Genomic DNA, 23053 nt, shown 5'->3' with positions numbered 1-23053 from the left:
CCCCAGCGCGGCCTGATTGCGGCCCCACCGCGATGCGACCGCTTGACATGCGGCTCAGAAACGGAAGATCCGGCCGGGGCGGCACACCCCGGCCGGATGTCATATGAAAGGGGCCGGAATGGAGGACGCGCGGACGATCAGGCGGGGCAGGACGGTTGCGCGGCGGGCCGGGGCGCGGGGTGCGTCCACGGGCTCGCGCAGCCGGTCCAGCATCATGCGCGCCGCGATCCGGCCGCGCTCGGCCGACCCCAGGTCCACGCTGGTCAGCGGTGGCCACCCGGCCCGGGCGAGGAGCGTGTCGTCCATACCGGCCACCGCGACGTCGCCGGGGATGGCCAGGCCACGGGCGTGCAGTGTCTGCGAAGCGCCCAGGGCGAGCTGGTCGTTGGCGCAGAAGACGGCGTCGATGTCGGGCCGGGCGCCGAGCAGGCCGTGCAGTGCGGCGCAGCCCGCCTCGACGGTGAAGTCGGTGGTCGCCGTCAGGGCCGGGTCCAGCTCGATGCCGGAGGACTCCAGCGCGGTGCGGTAGCCGAGGGCGCGGTGGTGGCCGGGCACCGTGTCGGCCGGCCCGTTGATGAATGCGATGCGGCGTCTGCCCGTTTCGACGAGATGGCGTACGGCGGCTTCGGCGCCGGTCACGGAGTCGGCGCGGACGCTGTCCACGAGCGGGCCGTGCGGGGTGTCGTCGGGCAGCGAGCCGATGACGACGACCGGGCGGGCCGCCCGGGCGAGGGCCTCAAGGTGCCGGGGTGTGACGCGGATCGGGCACAGGATCAGGCCGTCGCTCGTACGGTCGGCGAGGCTGTGCAGGACGGCGAGTTCGTCCTCCACGACGGCGTCGGTGGAGTGCAGCAGCAGGCGGTAGCCCGCCGGTTTCATGACGGCCTGTATCTCGCGGACCATGGAGACATACGCGGGGTTGCCGATGTCCTGCATCGCGAAGGTGAGCTGCATGGAGCGGCCGCCCTTGAGGGAGCGGGCCACGGCGTTGGCGACGTAGCCCAGCTCGGCGGCGGCCCGCTCGACCCGGGTGACCGTGTCGGGGCGTGCGCCGTGGCCGTTCAGCACCCGCGACACGGAGGCGATGGAGACTCCGGCCCGCGCCGCGATGGTCTCCACGGTGGGCGCCCCGCCGGGCCCCGCCCCTGGTCCACCACCGCCCCGGCCCCCCACCCTTCCGCCGGCCCGCACCCCCGACTCCCCACCGGGCCGCACCCGCAACTCCCCACCGCGCCGAGCCTGAGACTCCCCACCGGGCCCCAACTCCTCGCGCGCTCCCGACTCCTCGCCGCGCCATGCCCCCGCCCCACCGCTCCCGTACTCCCGCTCGTCCGCCTTCGGCCCCATCTCCACCGCCCCCTCGCACACCGGCTACTGAAAACGTTTACAGAATCCCGCTCCGCTACCCCGCCCGCACTGAGGTTTTCCGCAGTCTTGAATGCGGTTTTCCGCACCCCGCCGTTCCGCTCGGTGTGATCCACCCCTCACCGCCGCTCACCCCGTCCACAAACCCGCAGGTCAGCGCGGTAAGTTCGGCCTTCCTTGCTAGCGCGGCGCGGTGATCGGGACATAGCTTCGAGATGTTGGAGGGGGAAGCGCCGCCATCGGCCCACACCTCGCGAGAAGGGAACGGGTCCCCATATGTCCGTCATGGATGTCATGGACGCTTCGGCGCCCACGCACATAGCCCACCGCGACAACCACACCCACCGCGACGTGAACGGCGGCTGGCTGCGCCCGGCCGTCTTCGGCGCGATGGACGGACTGGTGTCCAACCTCGCCCTGATGACCGGTGTCGCCGGCGGCGCGGTCTCGCAGCAGACCATCATCATCACCGGCCTCGCGGGCCTGGCCGCCGGCGCCTTCTCGATGGCGGCCGGCGAGTACACCTCGGTGGCCTCCCAGCGGGAGCTGGTCCTGGCCGAGCTGGACATCGAGCGGCGCGAGCTGCGCAAGCACCCCAAGGACGAGCTGGAGGAGCTGGCCGCGCTGTACGAGTCGCGCGGCGTGGAGCCGGGGCTGGCCCGTGAGGTGGCCCGGCAGCTCTCCAAGGACCCGGAGCAGGCACTGGAGATCCACGCCCGCGAGGAGCTGGGGATCGACCCGTCCGACCTGCCCTCGCCGACGGTCGCCGCCGTCTCGTCCTTCGGCTCCTTCGCGCTCGGGGCCCTGCTGCCCGTGCTGCCGTATCTGCTGGGCGCCTCCCGGTTGTGGCCCGCGGTGCTGCTGGCGCTGGTGGGGCTCTTCGGGTGCGGGGCCGTGGTGGCACGGGTGACGGCGCGGTCCTGGTGGTTCAGCGGCCTGCGGCAGCTCGCCCTCGGTGGCGCGGCGGCGGGTGTGACGTACGTCCTGGGCGCCCTGTTCGGTACGGCCGTAGGGTGACGCTTCGTGCGGCGCCATGCGGGCCCACGCATAATCAAAGCGTTACTCGGCGGTTTCGTCTCGCCGGGGGCCGGGCATAAGGCCCAAGCGTTGCGGGCAATGTCGCCTGCTCGAAAACGGCGCGCACGACGCCGGTGGAGGCTGATCCGTCCGCCCGCGTCCCCGGTCCACCGCCACCAGTGGTGTCCGCATTCTGGAAGGCTCTATCCGCTTCTTGAGAAGCGAGCCATCCTGTAACCTGCACGAAATTTCGCGGAGGGCCAACGTCGCCCCTCGGCACCTTCCCCCAGAGCCTTGACGGCCTGGGAGGTACCCCCATTGCCACGACGACGTTGGGAGAGCCGATGCGTTCCGCGTCCACGCACTCCGCGACCACCGGCAGCGCCAGCGCCGCCCCCTGGTCGCCCATGGACGGGCGCCCCGCCCCGCAGGGGATGTACGACCCCCGCAACGAGCACGACGCCTGCGGCGTCGGCTTCGTGGCGACCCTCACCGGCGAGCCCAGCCATGCACTGGTCGAACAGGCCCTCACCGTCCTGCGCAACCTTGAACACCGCGGCGCGACCGGCTCCGAGCCCGACTCGGGCGACGGTGCCGGCATCCTGCTCCAGATCCCGGACGCCTTCCTGCGCGAGAGCGTCACCTTCGGCCTGCCCGCCGCCGGCGCGTACGCCGTGGGCATCGCCTTCCTGCCGTCCGTGGCCGAGGACGCCGCGGCTGCCGTCTCACGGATCGAGACGATCGCGTCCGAGGAGGGCCTGGACGTCCTCGGCTGGCGGGTCGTCCCGGTGGCCCCGCAACTGCTCGGCAACGGCGCCCGCGCCACGATGCCCGCCTTCTCCCAGCTCTTCGTCGCGGACCGGCACGGCAAGCAGACCGGCCTCGCCCTGGACCGCAAGGCGTTCGTGCTGCGCAAGCGCGCCGAGCGCGAGGCGGGCGTCTACTTCCCCTCGCTGTCGGCGCGCACCATCGTCTACAAGGGCATGCTGACGACCGGGCAGTTGGAGCCGTTCTTCCCGGACCTGTCCGACCGCCGGTTCGCCACCGCGATCGCGCTGGTGCACTCCCGCTTCTCCACGAACACCTTCCCGAGCTGGCCGCTGGCCCACCCGTACCGCTTCGTCGCCCACAACGGCGAGATCAACACCGTCCAGGGCAACCGCAACTGGATGCGGGCCCGCGAGTCGCAGCTCGCCAGCAAGCTGTTCGCGGACGCCGCCGGCAACAGCGAGAACCTGGAGCGGCTGTTCCCGGTCTGTACGCCGGACGCCTCCGACTCCGCCTCCTTCGACGAGGTGCTGGAGCTGCTGCACCTCGGCGGCCGTTCGCTGCCGCACTCGGTGCTGATGATGGTCCCGGAGGCGTGGGAGAACAGTGCCTCCATGGACCCGGCGCGGCGGGCCTTCTACGCGTACCACTCCACGATGATGGAGCCCTGGGACGGTCCGGCCTGTGTCACCTTCACCGACGGCACCCAGGTCGGTGCGGTCCTGGACCGCAACGGCCTGCGCCCCGGCCGCTACTGGGTCACCGACGACGGCCTGGTGGTGCTCTCCTCCGAGGTCGGCGTGCTGGACATCGACCCGGCCAGGGTCGTGCGCAAGGGCCGCCTGCAGCCCGGCCGGATGTTCCTGGTGGACACCGCCGAGCACCGCATCATCGAGGACGACGAGATCAAGGCGCAGCTCGCCGCCGAGAACCCGTACCAGGAGTGGCTGGACGCGGGCCTGATCGAGCTGGCCGACCTGCCCGAGCGCGAGCACATCGTGCACACCCACGCCTCGGTCACCCGCCGCCAGCAGACCTTCGGCTACACCGAGGAGGAGCTGCGCGTCATCCTGGCGCCGATGGCCAAGGCCGGCGCCGAGCCGATCGGCTCGATGGGCACGGACTCGCCGATCGCCGCCCTCTCGGAGCGTCCGCGGCTGCTGTTCGACTACTTCACCCAGCTCTTCGCGCAGGTCACCAACCCGCCGCTGGACGCCATCCGCGAGGAGCTGGTCACCTCGCTGATCTCCTCGCTGGGCCCGCAGGGCAACCTGCTGGAGCCGACCGCGGCCTCCTGCCGCAGCGTCATGCTGCCCTTCCCGGTGATCGACAACGATGAGCTGGCCAAGCTCATCCACATCAACGCCGACGGCGACATGCCCGGCATGAAGGCCGTCACCCTCTCCGGCCTGTACCGGGTCTCCGGCGGTGGCGAGGCACTGGCCGCCCGGATCGCCCGGATCTGTGCCGAGGCCGACGCCGCCATCGAGGACGGCGCCCGCCTGATCGTGCTCTCCGACCGGCACTCGGACGCCGAGCACGCGCCGATCCCGTCCCTGCTGCTCACCGCCGCGGTGCACCACCACCTCATCGGCACCAAGCAGCGCACCCAGGTCGGCCTGCTCGTCGAGGCCGGTGACGTGCGCGAGGTGCATCACGTCGCGCTGCTCATCGGGTACGGCGCCGCCGCCGTCAACCCGTACCTGGCGATGGAGTCCGTCGAGGACCTGGTCCGGGCCGGCACGTTCCTGCCGAAGGACAGCGACCCCGAGGCCGCGATCAAGAACCTGATCAAGGCGCTCGGCAAGGGCGTCCTGAAGGTCATGTCCAAGATGGGCATCTCCACCGTCGCCTCCTACCGGGGCGCGCAGGTCTTCGAGGCCGTCGGCCTGGACCAGTCCTTCGTGGACGCCTACTTCCACGGCACCACCACGAAGATCGGCGGCGCCGGCCTCGACGTGATCGCCAAGGAGGTCGCCGCCCGGCACGCCAAGGCGTACCCGGCCACCGGCATCGCCGCCACCCACCGCGCGCTGGACATCGGCGGCGAGTACCAGTGGCGCCGCGAGGGCGAGCCGCACCTGTTCGACCCGGACACGGTCTTCCGCCTCCAGCACTCCACCCGCTCGCGCCGCTACGACATCTTCAAGCAGTACACGGAGCGGGTGAACGAGCAGTCCGAGCGCCTGATGACGCTGCGCGGCCTGTTCTCCTTCAAGTCCGACCGCCCCTCGGTGCCGCTGGAGGAGGTCGAGCCCGTCTCCGAGATCGTCAAGCGCTTCTCCACCGGCGCGATGTCGTACGGCTCCATCTCCCAGGAGGCGCACGAGACCCTCGCCATCGCCATGAACCAGCTCGGCGGCAAGTCCAACACCGGTGAGGGCGGCGAGGACCCGGAGCGGCTGTACGACCCGGCGCGCCGTTCCTCGATCAAGCAGGTCGCCTCCGGCCGCTTCGGCGTGACCAGCGAGTACCTGGTCAACTCCGACGACATCCAGATCAAGATGGCGCAGGGCGCCAAGCCCGGCGAGGGCGGCCAGTTGCCCGGCCACAAGGTCTACCCGTGGGTCGCCAGGACGCGGCACTCGACGCCCGGCGTGGGCCTGATCTCGCCGCCGCCGCACCACGACATCTACTCCATCGAGGACCTCGCCCAGCTCATCCACGACCTGAAGAACGCCAACCCGCAGGCCCGCATCCACGTGAAGCTGGTCTCCGAGGTCGGCGTCGGCACGGTCGCCGCGGGCGTCTCCAAGGCACACGCGGACGTGGTCCTCATCTCCGGTCACGACGGCGGTACGGGCGCCTCCCCGCTGACCTCCCTCAAGCACGCGGGCGGCCCCTGGGAGCTGGGCCTGGCCGAGACACAGCAGACGCTGCTGCTCAACGGCCTGCGCGACCGGATCGTGGTGCAGACCGACGGCCAGCTCAAGACCGGCCGGGACGTGGTCATCGCCGCCCTGCTGGGCGCCGAGGAGTACGGCTTCGCGACCGCGCCGCTGGTGGTCTCCGGGTGCGTCATGATGCGGGTCTGCCACCTGGACACCTGCCCGGTCGGCATCGCCACCCAGAACCCGACGCTGCGCGAGCGGTTCAGCGGCAAGGCCGAATACATCGTCAACTTCTTCCGGTTCATCGCGGAAGAGGTCCGCGAGATCCTGGCCGAGCTGGGCTTCCGCTCGCTCGACGAGGCGATCGGCCACGCCGGCCTGCTCGACACCTCCAAGGCGGTCAACCACTGGAAGGCGCAGGGCCTGGACCTGGCCCCGCTGCTGCACGTGCCCGAGCTGCCCGAGGGCGCCGTACGCCACCAGGTCACCGTCCAGGACCACGGCCTGGAGAAGGCGCTCGACAACGAGCTGATCAAGCTGTCCGCCGACGCGCTGTCCGCGGACACCGCCGAGGCCGCGCAGCCCGTACGGGCGCAGGTGGCGATCCGGAACATCAACCGGACCGTCGGCACCATGCTCGGTCATGAGGTGACCAAGAAGTTCGGCGGCGCGGGCCTGCCCGACGACACCATCGACATCACCTTCACCGGCTCGGCGGGCCAGTCCTTCGGCGCGTTCCTGCCGCGCGGCGTCACGCTGCGCCTGGAGGGCGACGCCAACGACTACGTCGGCAAGGGCCTGTCCGGCGGCCGGATCGTGGTCCGCCCGGACCGCGGCGCCGACCACCTGGCCGAGTACTCGACCATCGCGGGCAACACCCTCGCCTACGGCGCCACCGGCGGCGAGCTGTTCCTGCGCGGCCGGGTCGGCGAGCGGTTCTGCGTCCGCAACTCCGGTGCCACGGTGGTGTCCGAGGGCGTCGGTGACCACGGCTGCGAGTACATGACCGGCGGCCACGCCGTCGTCCTGGGCGAGACCGGGCGCAACTTCGCGGCCGGCATGTCCGGCGGCATCGCGTACGTGATCGACCTGGACCCGGCCAACGTCAACCGTGAGCTGACCGCCGCCGTCTCCACCGAGCTGGACGCCACGGACCGGCAGTGGCTGCACGACGTCGTGCGCCGCCACCAGGAGGAGACCGGCTCCACCGTCGCCGCGAAGCTGCTCGCCGACTGGGACGCCGCGCTGGCCCGCTTCAGCAAGGTCATTCCGGCCACCTACCAGGCAGTGCTCGCCGCCAAGGACGCCGCCGAGCGAGCCGGGCTCTCCGAGTCCGAGACCCACGAGAAGATGATGGAGGCGGCGATCAATGGCTGACCCCAAGGGCTTCCTGACCACCGGCCGCGAGGTCGCCGAGACCCGCCCCGTCGAGGAGCGCGTCCGGGACTGGAACGAGGTCTACGTCCCCGGTTCGCTGCTGCCGATCATCAGCAAGCAGGCCGGGCGCTGCATGGACTGCGGCATCCCCTTCTGCCACAACGGCTGTCCGCTGGGCAACCTCATCCCCGAGTGGAACGACTACGCCTACCGCGAGGACTGGACGGCCGCCAGCGAGCGGCTGCACGCGACCAACAACTTCCCGGAGTTCACCGGTCGCCTGTGCCCCGCCCCCTGTGAGTCGGCGTGTGTGCTGGGCATCAACCAGCCGCCGGTGACCATCAAGAACGTCGAGGTCACCATCATCGACAAGGCGTGGGACAGCGGGGACGTCACCCCGCAGCCGCCGGAGCGGCTGTCCGGCAAGACCGTGGCCGTCATCGGTTCCGGGCCGGCCGGCCTGGCCGCCGCCCAGCAACTGACCCGGGCCGGTCACACCGTCGCCGTGTACGAGCGCGCGGACCGTATCGGTGGTCTCCTCCGTTACGGCATCCCCGAGTTCAAGATGGAAAAGCGTCACATCAACCGCCGTATCGAGCAGATGCGGGCGGAAGGCACCAAGTTCCGTACGGAGGTGGAGATCGGCCGGGACATCGACGCCGCCAAGCTGCGCAAGCGCTACGACGCCGTCGTGATCGCCGCCGGCGCCACCACCTCCCGCGACCTGAACGTCCCCGGGCGCGAGCTGAACGGCATCCACTTCGCGATGGAGTACCTGCCGCTCGCCAACAAGGTGCAGGAGGGCGATCTGACCGTCACCCCGATCACCGCCGAGGGCAAGCACGTCGTGGTCATCGGCGGCGGCGACACCGGCGCGGACTGCGTCGGCACGGCGCACCGCCAGGGCGCGGCCTCGGTCACCCAGCTCGAAATCATGGGCAAGCCCGGTGACGAGCGGAACCCGGATCAGCCGTGGCCGACGTTCCCGATGCTCTACAAGGTCACCTCCGCGCACGAGGAGGGCGGCGAGCGGCTGTACTCGGTCTCCACCACCCACTTCGAGGGCGACGAGGACGGCCATGTCCAGTGGCTGCATCTGGTCGAGGTGGAGTTCAAGGACGGCCGTCCCGAGCCGAAGCCGGGCACCGAGCGGAAGATCCCCGCGCAGCTCGTCACCCTGGCCATGGGCTTCACCGGCACCGACCAGGAGAACGGCCTGGTGTCGCAGTTCGGGCTGGAGCTGGACGCGCGCGGCAACATCGCCCGCGACGCCGACTTCGCCACCAACGTCCCCGGCGTGTACGTTGCCGGTGACGCCGGACGCGGTCAGTCGCTGATCGTCTGGGCCATCGCCGAGGGCCGCTCCGCCGCCCGCGGTGTGGACCGCTACCTCGCGGGCGCCAGCGCGCTGCCCGCCTCCATCAAGCCGACGGACCGCGCACTGACCGTGTAGCGGGCCGGCTCACAGATGTCCCGCACAACGACGTGCGGAACACCGCGGCGCCTGTCCACCTCCCCGACCGGAGGGCAGGCGCCGCATTCATCGCCGCAGGTACGGGCCCGGGAGTCCGGTGCCCACGTGTGATCCGGCCGTCGGGTGCCCGCCTGTGTGATCGGTTCCTCAGGCGCCCACCTGCGTGATCCGGTCGTCCCCGAGCCGTGTCTGGACGTCCTGGAGGAGGATCCGCAGCAGCTCCGTGAGCTGTTCCTGCTGGTCCGGCGTCAGGCCGCAGACGAGTTCGGCCTCCCGGTGCAGGACCTGGTCCACGGTCTGCTCGACCAGTTCGTGCCCGGCCGGGGTCAGTTCCACCCAGACCGTGCGGGGGCGGCCCTCGCCCGGACGGCGCACGACGAGCCCTTCGCGCTCGGCGCGGGCGACACGCTGCGACACGGCGCCGGCCGTCACCATGGAGCGGGCCGCCAGTTCGCGGGTGCTGAGGGTGTACGGGTCCCCGGCGCGGCGCAGCACGCTGAGCAGGTCCAGCGTGGCGATGTCCACCCCGGCGCGGGCGAGGACCCGGCGCCGGTCGTCGCCCAGCAGCTTGGCCAGCCGCCAGATCGGCGTGACGATCCCGATGGAGGAAACCGGGGTGCCGGGGCGTTCGCGTTCCCAGGCGTCGGCGATCTCCTGGACGGGGTACGGAACATCCGCGCTTGCCATGGGCCCTCCTGGGAGTGTTACGTTCAGATCTAAATTTAGGCCTGAATGAATGACGTCAGGAGTTACCTTATGTCACGCACCATCCTGGTCACCGGCGGCGCCACCGGCATCGGCCTGGCCGTTGCCCGTCGCTTCGCCGAGCAGGGCGACGCGGTCACCGTCACCGGCCGCCGCGCGGCCCCGCTGGAGAAGGCCGCCGCCGAGACCGGCGCGCGGGCCGTCGTCTGCGACCACACCGACCCCGCCGCGCTGGCCCGCCTCCTGGACGCACTGCCCGAACGGCTGGACGTCCTGGTCAACAACGCCGGCGGCAACACCGACCTGGACGCCGCTCCGGGGGCCGGCCTGGCCTCGTACGCGGCGGCCTTCCGGGCCAACCTCGACGCCAACCTGCTCACCGCGGTCCTGACCACCAAGGCCGTCGAGGACCGGCTCGCCCCGGGCGGCGCCGTCGTGCACATCGGCTCGATCGCCGCGGCGCGCGGGGCGGGCTCCCTGGGCGCGTACGGCGCGGCCAAGGCCGGGCTCGCCACCTGGAACCTCGACCTGGCGGACGTGCTCGGCCCGCGCGGCATCACCGCCAACGTCGTCGCACCGGGCTACATCGAGGACACCGAGTTCTTCCGTGACCAGCTCTCCGACGAGAGCCGTGCGGGGCTGGTGGAGGCGACCGCCACGGGCCGGGCGGGGCGGCCGGCGGACATCGCGGCAGCGGTGGCGTTCCTGGCGTCCGAGGGCGCCCGGCATATCACGGGCCAGGTGCTGGACGTGAACGGAGGGGCGTACAAGACCCGGTGATCAGGCGGTGCGAGCGGGGGGAGAGGGGGTGCGGGGCGGCCGTCAGCCTTCGGCGGCGTCCGCCCCGGAACCGGCCGCGCCCTCCCGGCCCGCCCTCTCCCGGTCCGGGCCCGTGCCCTTCCGGCCCGCCGCGCCCTCCTGGTCCTCCTCCCGGCCCGCCCCCTCGACGAGGCGGGCCGGGAAGCCGCCCTTCGCGATCGGCCCCCACCGCAGCGGCGTCACCCGGATCAGCGACTTGCCCTGCGTGAGCATCGCGGCGCGGTACTCGTGCCAGTCCGGGTGCTCGCCCGCGATGGTGCGGTAGTACTCGACCAGCGGCTCGACCGAGTCCGGCGCGTCCAGGATCTCCGCCTCGCCGTCGACCTGCACCCAGGGGCCGTTCCACTCGTCGGACAGCACGAGCACGCTCACCGAGGGCGCCCGGCGGGCGTTGCGCACCTTGGCGCGCTCCGGGTACGTCGCCATCACCAGGCGCCCGGAGTCATCGACGCCGCAGGTCAGCGGCGATGCCTGCGGCGTGCCGTCGGAACGCCGGGTGAGCAGGACCGCGCGGTGCCGGGGGCGCGCGAACTCCAGCAGGCCGTCGAGGTCCACGCGGGTGTTGGTGGCGATGGAAGGGCTCATGCGGCCGAGCCTAGGGCGTGGCGCGCAGGTGAAGGGGCCGACGTACCGGGGGAGGCCGCGGTCCGCCGTGTCCACGCTATTGACTAAAAGTCAGCCGGGAACGACGCTGCTGGGCAGCCGTCGTAGCCGCACCCCGGGAGGACTGGTGGGTACAGGTTCGAGTACAGCCGCACGGACCGGCGCGGGCGGGCACAGCGAGGCGTTCCGCGCGCTGACCGAAGCGCTCGGCGCCCCGGCGCCGCCCGGCCTCGCCGCCGCCGCGCCCGAAGAACTCGGCGTGCTGACAAGCGCGTTGCGCGCCCGTAAGGAGAGCCGTGCCACGGGCCTCAACGACGCGGCCGAAGAAGCCCTGAAGCTGGTGCCCGCGCTGGCCCGCGGCCCCGTCCGCCGCATCCTCTTCCGCTGACCGAACGGTGGTCCCCATGGACACACTCAGCAACCGCGCCGAGGCACAGAAGATCGCCCAGCTTCTCGACGTCCTGCCGGAACAGCTCGGCTTCCTGCACGGGCTGCCCGCCGAGGACGTACGGCAGCTCCGCGCCCGTACCGTCGACGCGCTCTTCGACGACGTACCGGACATGCTCGACCGGATCGCCGCCGCCACCAAGCTCGTACCGGCCGGTGTCGCCGCCGCGATCTCCCAGAAGGCCCTCGGGCCCCGGCTGGCCGCCTCCGTGGCCGGGCGGCTGGAGCCCGGGCGCGCCGCCGACATCATCGAGAAGCTGCCGGTCGCCTTCACCGCCGAGGCCTGCGGCCACCTGGACCCCCGCCGGATCGCCGGGGTCGTGGACCGGCTGGACGAGGACCTCGTGGTCCGTATCGCCGTCGCCCTCGCCGAACGCGGCGATCACCTGACGATGGGGCGCTTCGTCGGCCATCTGCGCGACCGGGCCCTGGAGAGGATCCTGCGGACCGTCGACGACGAGGTGGTGTTGCGCGTCGGCTTCTTCATCGACATGCCCGAACGCCTCGACGCCATCCTGGAACTGATGGGTGAGGAGCGGCTGGCCTCGGTGGTGGCGGCGGCCGGGAACGGCCTGTGGCCCGAGGCGCTGGCCGTGGCCGGACTGGCCGGGCCGGAGCGGCGTGCCCGGGTGGCCGCCCTCGCCGCCCGCCAGGACCCCGTACGGCTGGACGGGCTCGTCCGTACCGTGCACGAGCAGGAGCTGTGGGAGTCGCTGCTGCCGTTGGTGGCCCTGCTGTCCGAGGCGGACCGGCGCGCGGTCGCCGCCCTGCCGTCGCTGCGCGACGCCCAGGTGCTCGGCGCGGTCGTGCGGGCGGTGGTCGCGACCGGGCTGTGGGCGGAGTTCCTGCCGCTGGTGGGGGCGTTGCCGCCGGAGTCCCGGAAGGTGGTGGCGGACACGGCCGGGGCGCTGCCGGACGCGGAACTGGACGCGATGGTGCTGGAGGTCGAGAAGCAGGACCTGTGGGACGCGGTGCTGCCCCTGGTGGAGATCATGGACGAGCCGGCCAAGGAGCGGGTCTTCGCGCTGCCGGCCTTCCGGGAGCAAGGGCGGGAACAGGGGTAAGGGCAGGGGGCGGGTCGGCGGGGGAGCCGCGGGAGTTCGCCGCGCGCACAATCCGCCCTGGGCGCACAGCGGATGGCTTCGTGCGGGCCGCCCGCTAGCGTCCGGGTCATGACGGACCTGACGACCTCTTCCGCGGCCGGCCGCGCTCCCTCCGGCCCCCTCCCGATCGTCCCCGACGTGTGGCACCTGCCGTTCCCGGTGGGCCATGTCTACCTCGTACGGCTGTCCGGCGGCGGGTTCGCGGCCGTCGACACCGGCGTCCCGGGCTCGGCCCCCGCGATCCTGGAGGCGGTGACCCGACTCGGCGGGAAGCCGGACGCGCTGCGGCAGATCGTGCTGACCCACTCCCACATCGACCACATGGGCTCGGCCGCCGACCTGGTGGCCGCCACCGGCGCCCGCGTCCTGGCGGGCGCGGCGGACGCGCCGGCCGTCAGCGGCACCACGCCCGAGCCGCCGCCGGTGCTCACCCCCATCGAAGAGCCCGTGATCGAACAGGTGCTGTCGGGCCTGGCGGAGGCGGGCACACCGCCGCTCAAGCACGTGCGGGTGGATGTCGAACTCCACGACGGCGACCTGCTCGACGACTGGCCCGAGCCCGCCCGGGTGCTCCACGTGCCCGGCCACACCCCGGGCAGCACCGCCGTCCACCTGCCCGCCGCCGGTGTGCTGTTCACCGGCGATCTCATAGCGGTGGGGCCGGACGGCCGGGTCATCCTGGGCCCCTTCAACGTCGACCGGGACGCGGCCGTCGCCTCCTTCCGGCGGCTGGCCGCGCTGCCCGGCGTGGACGCCCTGTGCGTACCGCACGGGGAACCGTTGCGTACGGGCGCGGCGCGCGCCCTTCAGGAGGCCACGCCGGAGACCGACTGGCTGTGAGCCGGACGCCCGGCCAGGGGCCACGGGCAGGGTGACGGCTTACCCGAAGCCTTCGTCAGGAGCGAAAGGCCGTTCGCCCCTGAGGTGAGAATGGGGTCCGGTGCGCTGCCCGACCGCGGCGCGGAACGGAACAGGAAGGCTTTGCGATGCAGCTACACACCCACGAGTGGGGCACCGGTGACCGGGTCGCGGTACTGGTCCACGGCATCATGTCGGACCACCGGACCTGGCGCCGGGTGGGCCCCGCGCTGGCCGAACGCGGCTACCGCGTCATCGCCGTCGACCTGCGCGGCCACGGAGCCAGCCCGCGTGGCCCCTACGGCGCCGAGCTGTTCGCCGACGACCTGGTGGAGACCCTGCCCGCGGACGTGGAACTGGCGCTCGGTCACTCGCTCGGCGCGCTGGCGCTGTCGCTGGCGGCCGAGCGGCTGCGCCCGCGCCGCGCCGTCTACTCGGACCCGGCCTGGACCCTCGGCAACACCGATCGCCCGATGGACCCCGCGCTGTTCGTCGAGTTCAAGCGCGCCAGTCACCAGATGGTGCGGGGCTTCAACCCGCGCTGGGAGGAGGCCGACGTCGAGATCGAGATGGCGACGATCGGGGTGTGGGACCCCGACACGGCGCTCGCCCTCTCCGGCGGCAACCTCAAGGAGCGCATACCGGAGCGGCCGGTGGTCCCCTCCCTGGTGCAGGTGGCGGGGGAGGGCTTTCTCTTCACGGAGGCGGACAAGGAGCGGGTGGCGGCGCGCGGCTTCGAGGTCCGTACGGTCGAGGGCGCCGGGCACACCATCCACCGGGACGACTTCGACGGTTTCCTGAAGTCGCTGGAGGGCTGGATCTGACGCGACGGCGCCGCGCCTGCCGGAATTGGTACGGATGTTCAGACTTGCACCGTCTGGCCCGTGGCCGGACCTGTGCGGGCGCCGGCCCGCGCCCGGGGCGCTTTGCCGCGGTCCGTGACGGCTGATTAGGGTGTGGTCCGTGGTAGTAGCAACCACCCGCCCCGGTCGGCCCGCGGACCGGCGACCCGAAATCCCCTGAGGCAGCACAGCGATGACCGAACCGGCGATACCGGCCCGGGGCCCTGCCGCCGCGCCGGAACCTCCCGCGCCGGTCTCCCCGCCATCCGTCCGGCCGCTCACCGAGGACCGCATCACCGCCCTCGTACTGACGTACCGCCAGCCGCTGTTACGGTACGTCACCGGCCTGCTGCCCGCCGACCCGCAGCGCGCTGAGGACGTCGTCCAGGAGACGCTGCTGCGTGCCTGGCTGGAGAGCGACCTCTGCCGTGTACGGGGTGCCCGGCGCGAGGCCGGGTGGGAACCGGGCCTGCCCTGGCTGTTCAGGGTCGCCCGCAACGTCGTGATCGACTGGAGCCGGCGCGACAGCTCCCGGCCGGCGGTGCCGACCGGGCTGCCGCCGGAGACCGCCGGCCCGGCGGACGAGGTCGCGCGTGTCGTGGAGCGGACGCACGTCGTGGAGTTGCTCGCCCAACTGTCCCGCCCCCATCGAGAGGTTCTGGTGTACACATACCTGCTCGGCTGTTCCGGACCCGATACGGCGCACGCGCTGGGCATACCGCCCGGCACGGTGAAGTCCCGGCTGCACCACGCGATGCACCACCTGCGGCGGGCCGCCGCGCCCGACGCCCGGGACCGCGGATGAGCGGCCCGGGCACGATGCCGCCGGGCACGGCGGCCGCCACGGCGCCGGCGCAGTTCCCGGTGCCACTGGCCCTCGGTATGCCGGACCGCACCTCCTGGCTGATCCTCATCGGCTTCCTCGTCGTCCTCGTCCTGCTCATCTGGCTGATCGCCCGGACCGTGCGCAGACAGGGCGGCCTGCGCCGCACCTGCCGCCGGATCGCCTGGGAGGTCCGGATGACCGCGCGGGCGTTCACCGCGCCGCTCCGTGCCTATCTGCGGCACCGGCGCTGCGCCCGGACCCTGGCCGGGTACTTCGCCGATCCGGCCGCGTACGACGTGTCCCGCGCGGCGCTCGACCGCGCGGACGCGGACGCGGGCGACGGCTGCTACGCGCCGACCGTCCTGCTGGCCCCGGCCCGGGACCGCGTCCACGTCGTCGTCGCGGGCCGCGACCCGGCCGGTGCCACCGGCCCGGTCCTGCCCTGGACGGACGCGAAGGACGAACCGGGGGAGTGGACCTGGTCCGCGCCCGCCGACGCGGTACGGGGTTCCTCGGCGGCGCACGGGCGCGCCGTACGGCTGCCGCTCGTCCTCGGCGTGGACCGCAAGGCCACCGGCGTGGTGCTCGTCGACTGGCTGCGCGGCCCCGCCGCACTGGCCGTCGAGGGCGATACGCGGGTGACCCGCAGCGTGCTCCAGGCGCTGGCGGCGCAGGTGGACCGGATGCCGGACGGGCCGCCGGTCCTGGTGGCGCACGGCGTGCACCCGCGCTTCCCGGGCCGTCCGCTGGACGAACTCCTCGGGGAGCTGGCCACGGACCGGTGGGCAGCGCCGGAGGGCGCGGCGGCGCCGGGGGTTCCGGCCGGGGCGGACGTGCCGGTGGTCGCCTGCTGGGCGCCCACGGCCGAACAGGCGGCACGCCTCGCCGACCTGTGCGCACGGGGGCGCGCCCGCGCGCTCGTCGGCGGCCGGCTGCCGGGCGCCTGCTGGGTCCTGCACGCCGAACCGGACGGCCGGCTGCTCGGCCCCGGGCCGCGGGTGGACGTGGAGTCGCCCGCACTCGGCCCGGTCGTGGCCCGCGCGGTCCGGCGCCGGCTGCGCGCGCCGCACTGCGTCCTGCCGGGCGCGGGTGCGGGCCCGGGCGCCGGTACGGATACGGGCGCGGCGCCGGGCTCCGGTCACGGCGGCCCGGCTCAGCCCGTACGGGAACCGGCCCCGGTGCAGCCGGACCTGCGCAAGCCCGAGCCCGCTCCGGCCCCCGCCCAGCCGGCATGGGAACGGCCGGCGGCCGCGACCGCCGCGCCCCTGCCGGAGCCCGGGCCGCTCGCCGGACCCACCGCTCCGCCTCCGTACGGCGGCCACGCCGCCCACCAGGGCGCGGCACCCCGCGAAGCCGCCGCTGCCGACGCCGACTTCGCCGAGCCCGGGCCGGGCGTGCCCGCTCCGGCGGTCGCGCCCGAAACGGCGGCGCCCGCGCCCGTACCCGCGCGGCGGCCGGACGCACCCGGCCACCACCCGGCCGCGACCGGCGCCCCGGAAGCCGGCACCCCGGCCGGTGCCTGCTCCGGTGCCGACTTCGCCGAACCGGACCTGGCCGAACCCCGGGCCGCCGCCGCGCCGCCCGGCCTGGCCGGGGTGTCCGCCGCCTCCGGCCCCTCCGGCCCCTCCGCCGCCGACTCCGACCCCGCCGCCCCCGGCGATCCTCAGGAACGGACCCCTCGTACCCCGTGAGACTCTTCGTCACCCTCGCTCCGGCCGCGCCGGCCCGGCCCGGCTCACCGCAGCCCGCCCCCGAGCGGCGCGACCTGGTCCTGCACACTCCGGGCTCGACCACCGTCGGCGCCCTGTCCGCACGCCTCGCCGGTGACCACGCCACCGGCGACGCGCCCCCCGCCCTCTTCCTCGGCGACCGCGAACTCCCCGCCGACCTGCCGCTGTCCGCCACCGGCATCCGCGACGGTGCCACGCTCGGCCTCGGCGGCCCCGTACCGCCCGAGCCGGACGGCGGCTACGGGCCCGGCCGGGCCGAGCTGCCGCCCCCGTCCCGTTCCGCCGACGGTGAGCGGCTGCCGCGCGCGCCCCGCGTGGAACTCCAGCTCATCGGCGGCCGGGGCGCCGGGCGGGTCTGGCCGCTGGACGTCGGCACCCACACCGTCGGCCCGGCAGCGGGCAGTTCGGTACGCCTCCGGGGCCGCGACGTGCCCGGCGCGGGCATCCGGATCACCGTCCGCCCGGACGGCACCGTGCTGCTGGACGCCACCCAGGCCGCCCGCCCGTCCGCCGACGGCCTGCCGCCGGCCGGCGGCAGGCCCACGCCGGGCCACCGCTCCGACGTGGCCCTGTCGGTGCCCGAGCCGCCGCCCGCCCGGCCCCGCGCCGACGCCGCCCCGCTGCCGCCCCCGCCGCCCCCCGAACTGCCCGACCCCTACGCCGACACCCACCGGCCCGTCCCCGAAGGCTGGGTGGAGTGGCCGCTCGGCGGCGAGCTGCGGCTGGGCGCGTACCTGCTGCGGGTGGCCGAGCCCACCGAGGCGGACGCCGCCGTGACGTCCTCCGAGGACGGCGCCCACCTGGACTTCAACCGGCCGCCGCGGATCGTCCCGCCGCTGGTGCCGGAGCGGTTCACGCTGCCCTCGCCGCCCGTACCGCCGCCCCGGCGCACCATCCCGCTGCTGGTGGTGATCGCGCCGATGTTCATGGGCATCGGCATGGTCGTCTTCCTGCACTCGTACTTCTACCTGATGTTCGCGTTCTTCAGCCCGGTCCTCGCCATCGGCAACTGGATCAGCTCCAAGCGCAGCGGCTGGCGCGACTTCCTCACCTCGGTCGCCAACTACCGCGCCCGGCGCGCCTCGCTGGAGCAGGACGTCAAGGGAATGGTCGAGCGCGAGCGCGGCCTGCGGGTCGCCGCCGGCCCCGACCCGGCCGCCGCCGGCATGTGGGCCGTCGGCCCCGGCGCCCGGCTGTGGGAGCGCCGCCGCGGCCACCCGGACCACCTGCTGCTGCGCGTCGGCACCGTCCGCCAGGCGTCGCTGCTGACGATCGAGGACAGCTCCCGCGAGGACAACCACCGCTCGGTGAACTGGCAGATCCCCGACATGCCGATCGGCGTGGACCTGTGCGGGGACGGCGTGGTCGGCATCTCGGGCGAGACCGACGGCGCCCGGGCGCTGGCCCGCTGGACGGTGGCGCAGGCCGCGATCCTGCACAGCCCACGCGACGTACGGATCACCGTGCTCACCGACGCGGCGGGCGCCCCATCCTGGGGGTGGGTGCGCTGGCTGCCGCACGCCCGCCCCGGCGAGGGCGGCGTCGCCGCGCCGACCGCCGGCGGGCCCACCGTGACCGTCGGCAACGACCCGGAGACGGTCGCCAACCGGGTCTCCGAACTGGTCTCCGCGATCCGCTCCCGGGCCCGCTCCCGGGAGTCGGCGATGGGCGGCGCCCTGCTGGCCGAACCCGACCTCGTCGTCGTCCTGGACGGAGCGCGGCGGCTGCGGGACGTGCCCGGCGTGGTGCAGGTGCTCAAGGAGGGCCCGGCCGTGCGGGTCTTCCTGATCTGCCTGGACCAGGAGGAGCGGATGCTCCCCGAGGAGTGCGTCACCGTGTGCGCGGTCGGCGCCCGCGAGGTGACACTGCGCCGTACCGGCAGCGCCGACCTCACCGGCATCCGGCCCGACCTGGTGGACACCGGCTGGTGCGAGCGGATCGCCCGGTCGCTGGCCCCCGTCCGCGACGTCACCCCCGACGGCTCCGACGGCCTGCCGGACCGCGTCAAGCTGCTGGACCTGCTGAACCTGGAACCGCCGCAGGCCGCCGAACTGGCCGCCCGCTGGACCAAACGCCCGGCCTCCACCGGCGTGCTGCTCGGCGCCGGCTACACCGGCCCGGTCACCTTCGACCTGGTCAAGGACGGGCCGCACGGCCTGATCGCGGGCACCACCGGTGCCGGCAAGTCCGAGCTGCTCCAGACGCTGGTGGCGTCCCTGGCGGCGGTCAACCGGCCGGACGAGATGACGTTCGTGCTCGTCGACTACAAGGGCGGCAGCGCCTTCGCAGGCTGCGAACGGCTGCCGCACGTGCTGGGCATGGTCACCGACCTGGACAGCCACCTGGTCGAGCGGGCACTGACCTCACTGACCGCCGAACTGACCCGCCGCGAGCGCGTCCTCGCCGACGCGAGCGCCAAGGACCACACCGAGTACCGGGCGATGCGCCGCCGCGACCCCGCGATGGCGCCGCTGCCGAGACTGCTGCTCATCATCGACGAGTTCGCCACCCTCGCCCGCGACGTGCCCGAATTCGTACCCGGCCTGGTCGGCATCGCGCAGCGCGGCCGCTCGCTCGGCCTGCACCTGCTGCTCGCCACCCAGCGCCCGGCCGGTGTGGTCACCGCCGACATCCGCGCCAACACCAACCTGCGGATCTCGCTGCGTGTCACCGACGCCCTCGACAGCCAGGACGTCCTGGAGGTCAACGACGCGGTGAGCATCTCCAGCGACACCCCGGGCCGCGCCCTGGCGCGCATCGGGCACCGCTCGGTGCTGCCGTTCCAGACCGCCTTCGTCGGCGCCGTACGCGACGGCGCGCAGGCCGCGCCCCAGGACGCCGGGGAAGCGGGCCAGGGCGCCCGGGCGGGAACCCGGGCCGAGGCCGACGTGTGGACCAGCGAACTGACCTGGTCGCTGCTGGGCCGTACGGCCGCCGAACCCGCCGAGGAGACCGCGGACCTCTTCGATGCCATCCAGGAGGCGATGGAGGACCGCGACGCGCCCACCGACCTGACGGCCCTGGTGGACGCGGTCCAGGAGGCCGCCGCGCAGTTGGAGATCGAGCGCCAGCCCAGCCCCTGGCTGCCCGCGCTGCCGCCCGCCGTCAGCCTGGCCGAACTCCCCGAGCGGCCCGACCCGGCCGACGGGCGCCTCGCGCCGGTCGCCTGGGCCCTGGCCGACCTGCCGGGCGCCCAGCGCCAGGAGCCCCTGGAACTGGACCTGACCCGCTTCGGGCACCTGTACGTCCTGGGCACCCCGCGCTCCGGCCGCTCCCAGGTCCTGCGCACCATCGGCGGTGCCCTGGCCCGGCGCCACTCCAGCGCCGACGTGCACCTGTACGGCATCGACGCGGCGGGCGGCGCGCTGGCGGCGCTGTCCGCGCTGCCGCACTGCGGTGCCGTCGTACCGCGCGCCGACCTGGAACGGCTGGGCCGGCTGCTGTCCCGGCTGACCGCCGAGATGAGCGCCCGCCAGGAACTGCTCACCTCGCACGGCGCGGCCAACCTCACCGAACTGCGCAACCTGCTGCCGCCCGCCGAACGCCCCGCCCACGTGGTCGTCCTGATCGACGGCTGGGACTCACTGGCCGCGCTGCTCGGCGACCACGACGGCGGCCGCCCGGTCCAGGAGCTGACCGCGCTGCTGCGCGAGGGCGCGCCGATGGGCCTGCACGTCATCGCCACGTCCGAACGCGCGCTGATGACCGGCAAGGTCGCCTCGCTCAACGACGAGCGCCTGCTGCTCCGGCTGACCGACCGCAACGAGTACAGCCTGGCGGGCGTCCCGCCCAAGCAGGTGCCGGCCGTCGTCCCGCAGGGCCGCGGCTGGCGCGGCGGCAGCGCCACCGAGGTGCAGGTCGCGCTGCTCGGCGAGCAGGCCCTGCGGGAAGAGGGTGCGCCGGTCACCGGCCGCGACCAGGCCGAGGCGCTCAAGCGGATCGGCGAGCAGGCCGAACGGCGCGACCGGGACGTGCCCGCCGCGCGCCGCCCCGCGCGCGTGCTGAGCCTGCCCCGTCAGGTGTCCTTCACCGACGCGTACGAGAAGGTCCCCGCGGCCGACCGGCGCCCCCTGTGGGGTCTGCTCGGTGTCGGCGGCGACGAACTGTCCGCCATCGGCGTGGACTTCGCGGCCGACGCGCCGTCCTTCCTCATCAGCGGCCCGCCCGGCAGCGGCCGGTCCACCGCGCTCACCACCCTCGCGGTGTCCCTGCTGGCCGGCGGCACCCGGGTGGTCGCGCTCACCCCGCGCGAATCGCCGCTGCGCGGCCTGGCCCGGCACCCGCGGGCCGTGGTCATCCAGGACCCGGACCCGCTGGCCGACGAGGTGACCGCGGCGCTGACCGCCGAACCGGGGCCCGCCGTGGTCCTGGTGGACGACGCCGATCTGCTCTCCCAGCTCCCCGCCGCCGACGCGGCGCTGCGCGAGGTGGCCACCACGGGACGGGACCGCGGCATCGGCCTGGTCGCGGCCGCCACCGCCGAGACGCTGACCTCGGTGGGCATCGGCTGGCTCGGCCTCGTACGGCGGGTGCGCAAGGGCGTGCTGCTGTCGCCGCAGTCGCCGGGCGAGGGCGACATCCTCGGCGTACGGGTGCCGTACGACCTGCTGCGCGGCCGTCCGACGCCGGGCCGCGGGCTGACCGTCGACCCGGTCTCCGGCGCGCTGGTGTCGGTGCTGGTGCCGGAGACGGTGCTGCGCGACGGGGACGCCGGCTGACCGGCGGACCGGCACATACGACGGTGCCCCGCCCCCGGACGAGAGGTCCGGCGGCGGGGCACCGTCGCGTCGCGCGGCCGGTCAGCCGGCCTTCTTGGTGCCGGCCGCGATGTCCGCGTCGATCTTCTCGATGTTGTTCTTGATCTGGTTGAACTGGTTGGCGAAGGAGTTGATGCTCTCCACGGCCTTCTGCAGCGACGCGGTGAGGTTGTTGTACGACTCCTTCAGCGCCGGGCTGCTCTGCTGCATGAACATGCCGTTGTCCAGCAGGCCCTCGACGGTGGACTTGGTGCTCAGCAGCAGCGGGTTGATGTCGTTGACGGCCTGGTTCATCACGCCGGAGACGCGCTGGATCTCGTTGTAGTCGAGGTTGATGTTGCCTGCGGGCATGGTGCTGACTCCCTGGATCGGTGTGGGATGGGTGGGGAATGGGTGGAGATTCCGGACGGGGTCCGGGGCGCGGGGCCGTCAGTCGTCGGACTTCTTCGGCTTCCAGCCGGTGTCGCCCTCGGCGTCGTCGCTCGTCCACTCCTCCGTCTTGCCGTCGGTCACCACGGTCTTGGTGCCGCTGCCGTCCTCGTTGACCTCGATGGTGGTGGTCACCTCGTGGCCGTTGAGGTCGACGGAGGAGTGGGTCGTGCCGTTCACCGTCTGCTCGTTGCCGTCCTCGTCGGGACCGACGGTCTTGTAGGTGGTCTTGGTGTCGCGGTGACCGGTCTTCTGGTCGGTGACCGAGGTGGTGGTACCGGTCGTGGTGCTCTCGCTGCCCTCGGTGTCCTTCGTCTTGCTGGTGAAGTCGTCCGTGGTGGTCTTGTGCTCCGGCGTCTCGGTCATCGTCGAGGTGCCGGTGGTCTTGGTGACGCTGCCGAAGACGTCCGTCGATTCGGAGTCGTAGGTGCCGTCGGCGTGGTAGTTCGTGGTGTCGGTCGCCTTCAGGCCGGTCTTGGTCTCCATGGTCGTGGTGACCTTCGTCGGCTTGCCGTCGGGCCCGTACTCGTACGTCGTGGTGGTCTTGTTGCCGTGCCCGTCGTCGGTGGTCCACTCGTGGGGACGCTCACCGGGCTTCTCGGGCTCCTTCGGCAGCAGCTTCGGGTCGAGGTCCGGGTGCTCCTTCTTGGCCTTCTCGACCGCCTCGTGCCAGGCGTTCCACTCCTTGTCGCGGGCCTTCCACAGGTCGGAGGAGATCTGGGCGCTCTGCTTGGCCGCCTTGTTGGCCAGGTCGAAGTCCCAGTCGGCCCACTTCTGCGCCACGCCGGCGTAGAGGTTCTTCAGCTTTTCCAGCTTCTCCTCGGAGCGCTTGAAGGAGCCTTTCCACGTCGAGTAGTACTTGCGGATCGCCGCGACGGCCACCCGTGAGCCGACCTCGTCGACCGAGTACTCCTGCTTGCTCTCGCGGGCCTGCTTGACCTCGTCCTTCAGCTTGCCGGACTTCTGCGCGACATCGTTGAGCAGCTCGTAGTCAACGGCTATGTCGGACACGGTCACACCCCTCGCGCGGTTCGGAGATCACTTACGTCTCGCATGGTCAAACGCAACCGGAAGCGGATCGGTTCATCCCCGGACCGCGGAA

General features: G+C 73.3%; 15 protein-coding genes and 1 pseudogene. 11 read left to right on the top strand and 5 right to left on the bottom strand.

The features are described 5' to 3' along the window. Nucleotides 1-99: 99 nt before the first annotated feature. Nucleotides 100-1119, bottom strand: a complete 1020-nt coding sequence (locus tag ACH4EB_RS00645) for a LacI family DNA-binding transcriptional regulator (protein WP_398345054.1) — start codon at nucleotides 1117-1119, stop codon at nucleotides 100-102. A 531-nt stretch (nucleotides 1120-1650) separates the two neighbouring features. On the opposite strand from ACH4EB_RS00645, the gene ACH4EB_RS00640 reads away from it, so the two are divergent. From ACH4EB_RS00640 to ACH4EB_RS00630, 3 genes are all read left to right on the top strand, one after another. Continuing rightward, on the top strand, nucleotides 1651-2382 hold the full coding sequence (locus ACH4EB_RS00640; RefSeq protein WP_398345707.1) for a VIT1/CCC1 transporter family protein: 732 nt from the start codon (nucleotides 1651-1653) through the stop codon (nucleotides 2380-2382). A gap of 344 nt (nucleotides 2383-2726) precedes the next feature. Next, a complete protein-coding gene (gltB, locus tag ACH4EB_RS00635) occupies nucleotides 2727-7358 on the top strand; it encodes a glutamate synthase large subunit (protein WP_398345053.1) in 4632 nt (1543 codons plus the stop codon). After that, nucleotides 7351-8811, top strand: a complete 1461-nt coding sequence (locus tag ACH4EB_RS00630; RefSeq protein ID WP_398345052.1) for a glutamate synthase subunit beta — start codon at nucleotides 7351-7353, stop codon at nucleotides 8809-8811. Before gltB ends, ACH4EB_RS00630 begins: the two co-directional genes overlap by 8 nt. Before the next feature lie 168 nt (nucleotides 8812-8979). Here ACH4EB_RS00630 and ACH4EB_RS00625 read toward each other — a convergent pair whose 3' ends face one another. Beyond that, complete coding sequence (locus tag ACH4EB_RS00625; RefSeq protein WP_398345051.1) at nucleotides 8980-9519, bottom strand: MarR family winged helix-turn-helix transcriptional regulator; 540 nt, start codon at nucleotides 9517-9519, stop codon at nucleotides 8980-8982. Between the two features lie 69 nt (nucleotides 9520-9588). Here ACH4EB_RS00625 and ACH4EB_RS00620 point away from each other — a divergent pair, with 69 nt between their 5' ends. Further along, entirely contained in the window at nucleotides 9589-10317 is a 729-nt protein-coding gene (locus ACH4EB_RS00620; RefSeq protein ID WP_398345050.1) for an SDR family NAD(P)-dependent oxidoreductase, read from the top strand. A 159-nt stretch (nucleotides 10318-10476) separates the two neighbouring features. Here ACH4EB_RS00620 and ACH4EB_RS00615 read toward each other — a convergent pair. Beyond that, a pseudogene (locus ACH4EB_RS00615) lies at nucleotides 10477-10941 on the bottom strand (PPOX class F420-dependent oxidoreductase); the annotation flags it as partial. 145 nt (nucleotides 10942-11086) lie between these two features. On the opposite strand from ACH4EB_RS00615, the gene ACH4EB_RS00610 reads away from it, so the two are divergent. The 7 genes from ACH4EB_RS00610 (at nucleotide 11087) to ACH4EB_RS00580 (ending at nucleotide 21483) form a co-directional block, all read left to right on the top strand. Beyond that, nucleotides 11087-11347 carry a hypothetical protein gene (locus ACH4EB_RS00610; protein WP_398345049.1) on the top strand — a complete coding sequence of 87 codons (261 nt, stop codon included), beginning with the start codon at nucleotides 11087-11089 and terminating at the stop codon, nucleotides 11345-11347. 16 nt (nucleotides 11348-11363) lie between these two features. Then, nucleotides 11364-12470: a hypothetical protein gene (locus ACH4EB_RS00605; RefSeq protein ID WP_398345048.1), complete on the top strand. Its 1107-nt coding sequence runs from the start codon at nucleotides 11364-11366 to the stop codon at nucleotides 12468-12470. A 108-nt stretch (nucleotides 12471-12578) separates the two neighbouring features. Further along, nucleotides 12579-13349 carry an MBL fold metallo-hydrolase gene (locus ACH4EB_RS00600; RefSeq protein WP_398345047.1) on the top strand — a complete coding sequence of 257 codons (771 nt, stop codon included), beginning with the start codon at nucleotides 12579-12581 and terminating at the stop codon, nucleotides 13347-13349. 146 nt (nucleotides 13350-13495) lie between these two features. Continuing rightward, entirely contained in the window at nucleotides 13496-14191 is a 696-nt protein-coding gene (locus tag ACH4EB_RS00595; RefSeq protein ID WP_398345046.1) for an alpha/beta fold hydrolase, read from the top strand. 211 nt (nucleotides 14192-14402) lie between these two features. Beyond that, nucleotides 14403-15014 carry a sigma-70 family RNA polymerase sigma factor gene (locus ACH4EB_RS00590; protein ID WP_398345045.1) on the top strand — a complete coding sequence of 204 codons (612 nt, stop codon included), beginning with the start codon at nucleotides 14403-14405 and terminating at the stop codon, nucleotides 15012-15014. Beyond that, nucleotides 15011-16726 carry a hypothetical protein gene (locus ACH4EB_RS00585; protein WP_398345044.1) on the top strand — a complete coding sequence of 572 codons (1716 nt, stop codon included), beginning with the start codon at nucleotides 15011-15013 and terminating at the stop codon, nucleotides 16724-16726. Before ACH4EB_RS00590 ends, ACH4EB_RS00585 begins: the two co-directional genes overlap by 4 nt. Then, on the top strand, nucleotides 16723-21483 hold the full coding sequence (locus ACH4EB_RS00580) for an FtsK/SpoIIIE domain-containing protein (RefSeq protein ID WP_398345043.1): 4761 nt from the start codon (nucleotides 16723-16725) through the stop codon (nucleotides 21481-21483). The genes ACH4EB_RS00585 and ACH4EB_RS00580 overlap by 4 nt, the downstream gene beginning before the upstream one ends. An 81-nt stretch (nucleotides 21484-21564) precedes the next feature. Here ACH4EB_RS00580 and ACH4EB_RS00575 read toward each other — a convergent pair whose 3' ends face one another. Next, nucleotides 21565-21873 (bottom strand): hypothetical protein, encoded by a 309-nt coding sequence (locus ACH4EB_RS00575; RefSeq protein ID WP_398345042.1) that lies wholly within the window; start codon nucleotides 21871-21873, stop codon nucleotides 21565-21567. A gap of 78 nt (nucleotides 21874-21951) precedes the next feature. Next, entirely contained in the window at nucleotides 21952-22962 is a 1011-nt protein-coding gene (locus ACH4EB_RS00570; RefSeq protein WP_398345041.1) for a hypothetical protein, read from the bottom strand. Between the last annotated feature and the right edge of the window lie 91 nt (nucleotides 22963-23053).

It is taken from the genome of Streptomyces sp. NPDC018045 (genome assembly GCF_044327445.1).
GTDB lineage: Bacteria > Actinomycetota > Actinomycetes > Streptomycetales > Streptomycetaceae > Streptomyces.
This window is presented reverse-complemented; position numbering and strand designations above follow the sequence as displayed.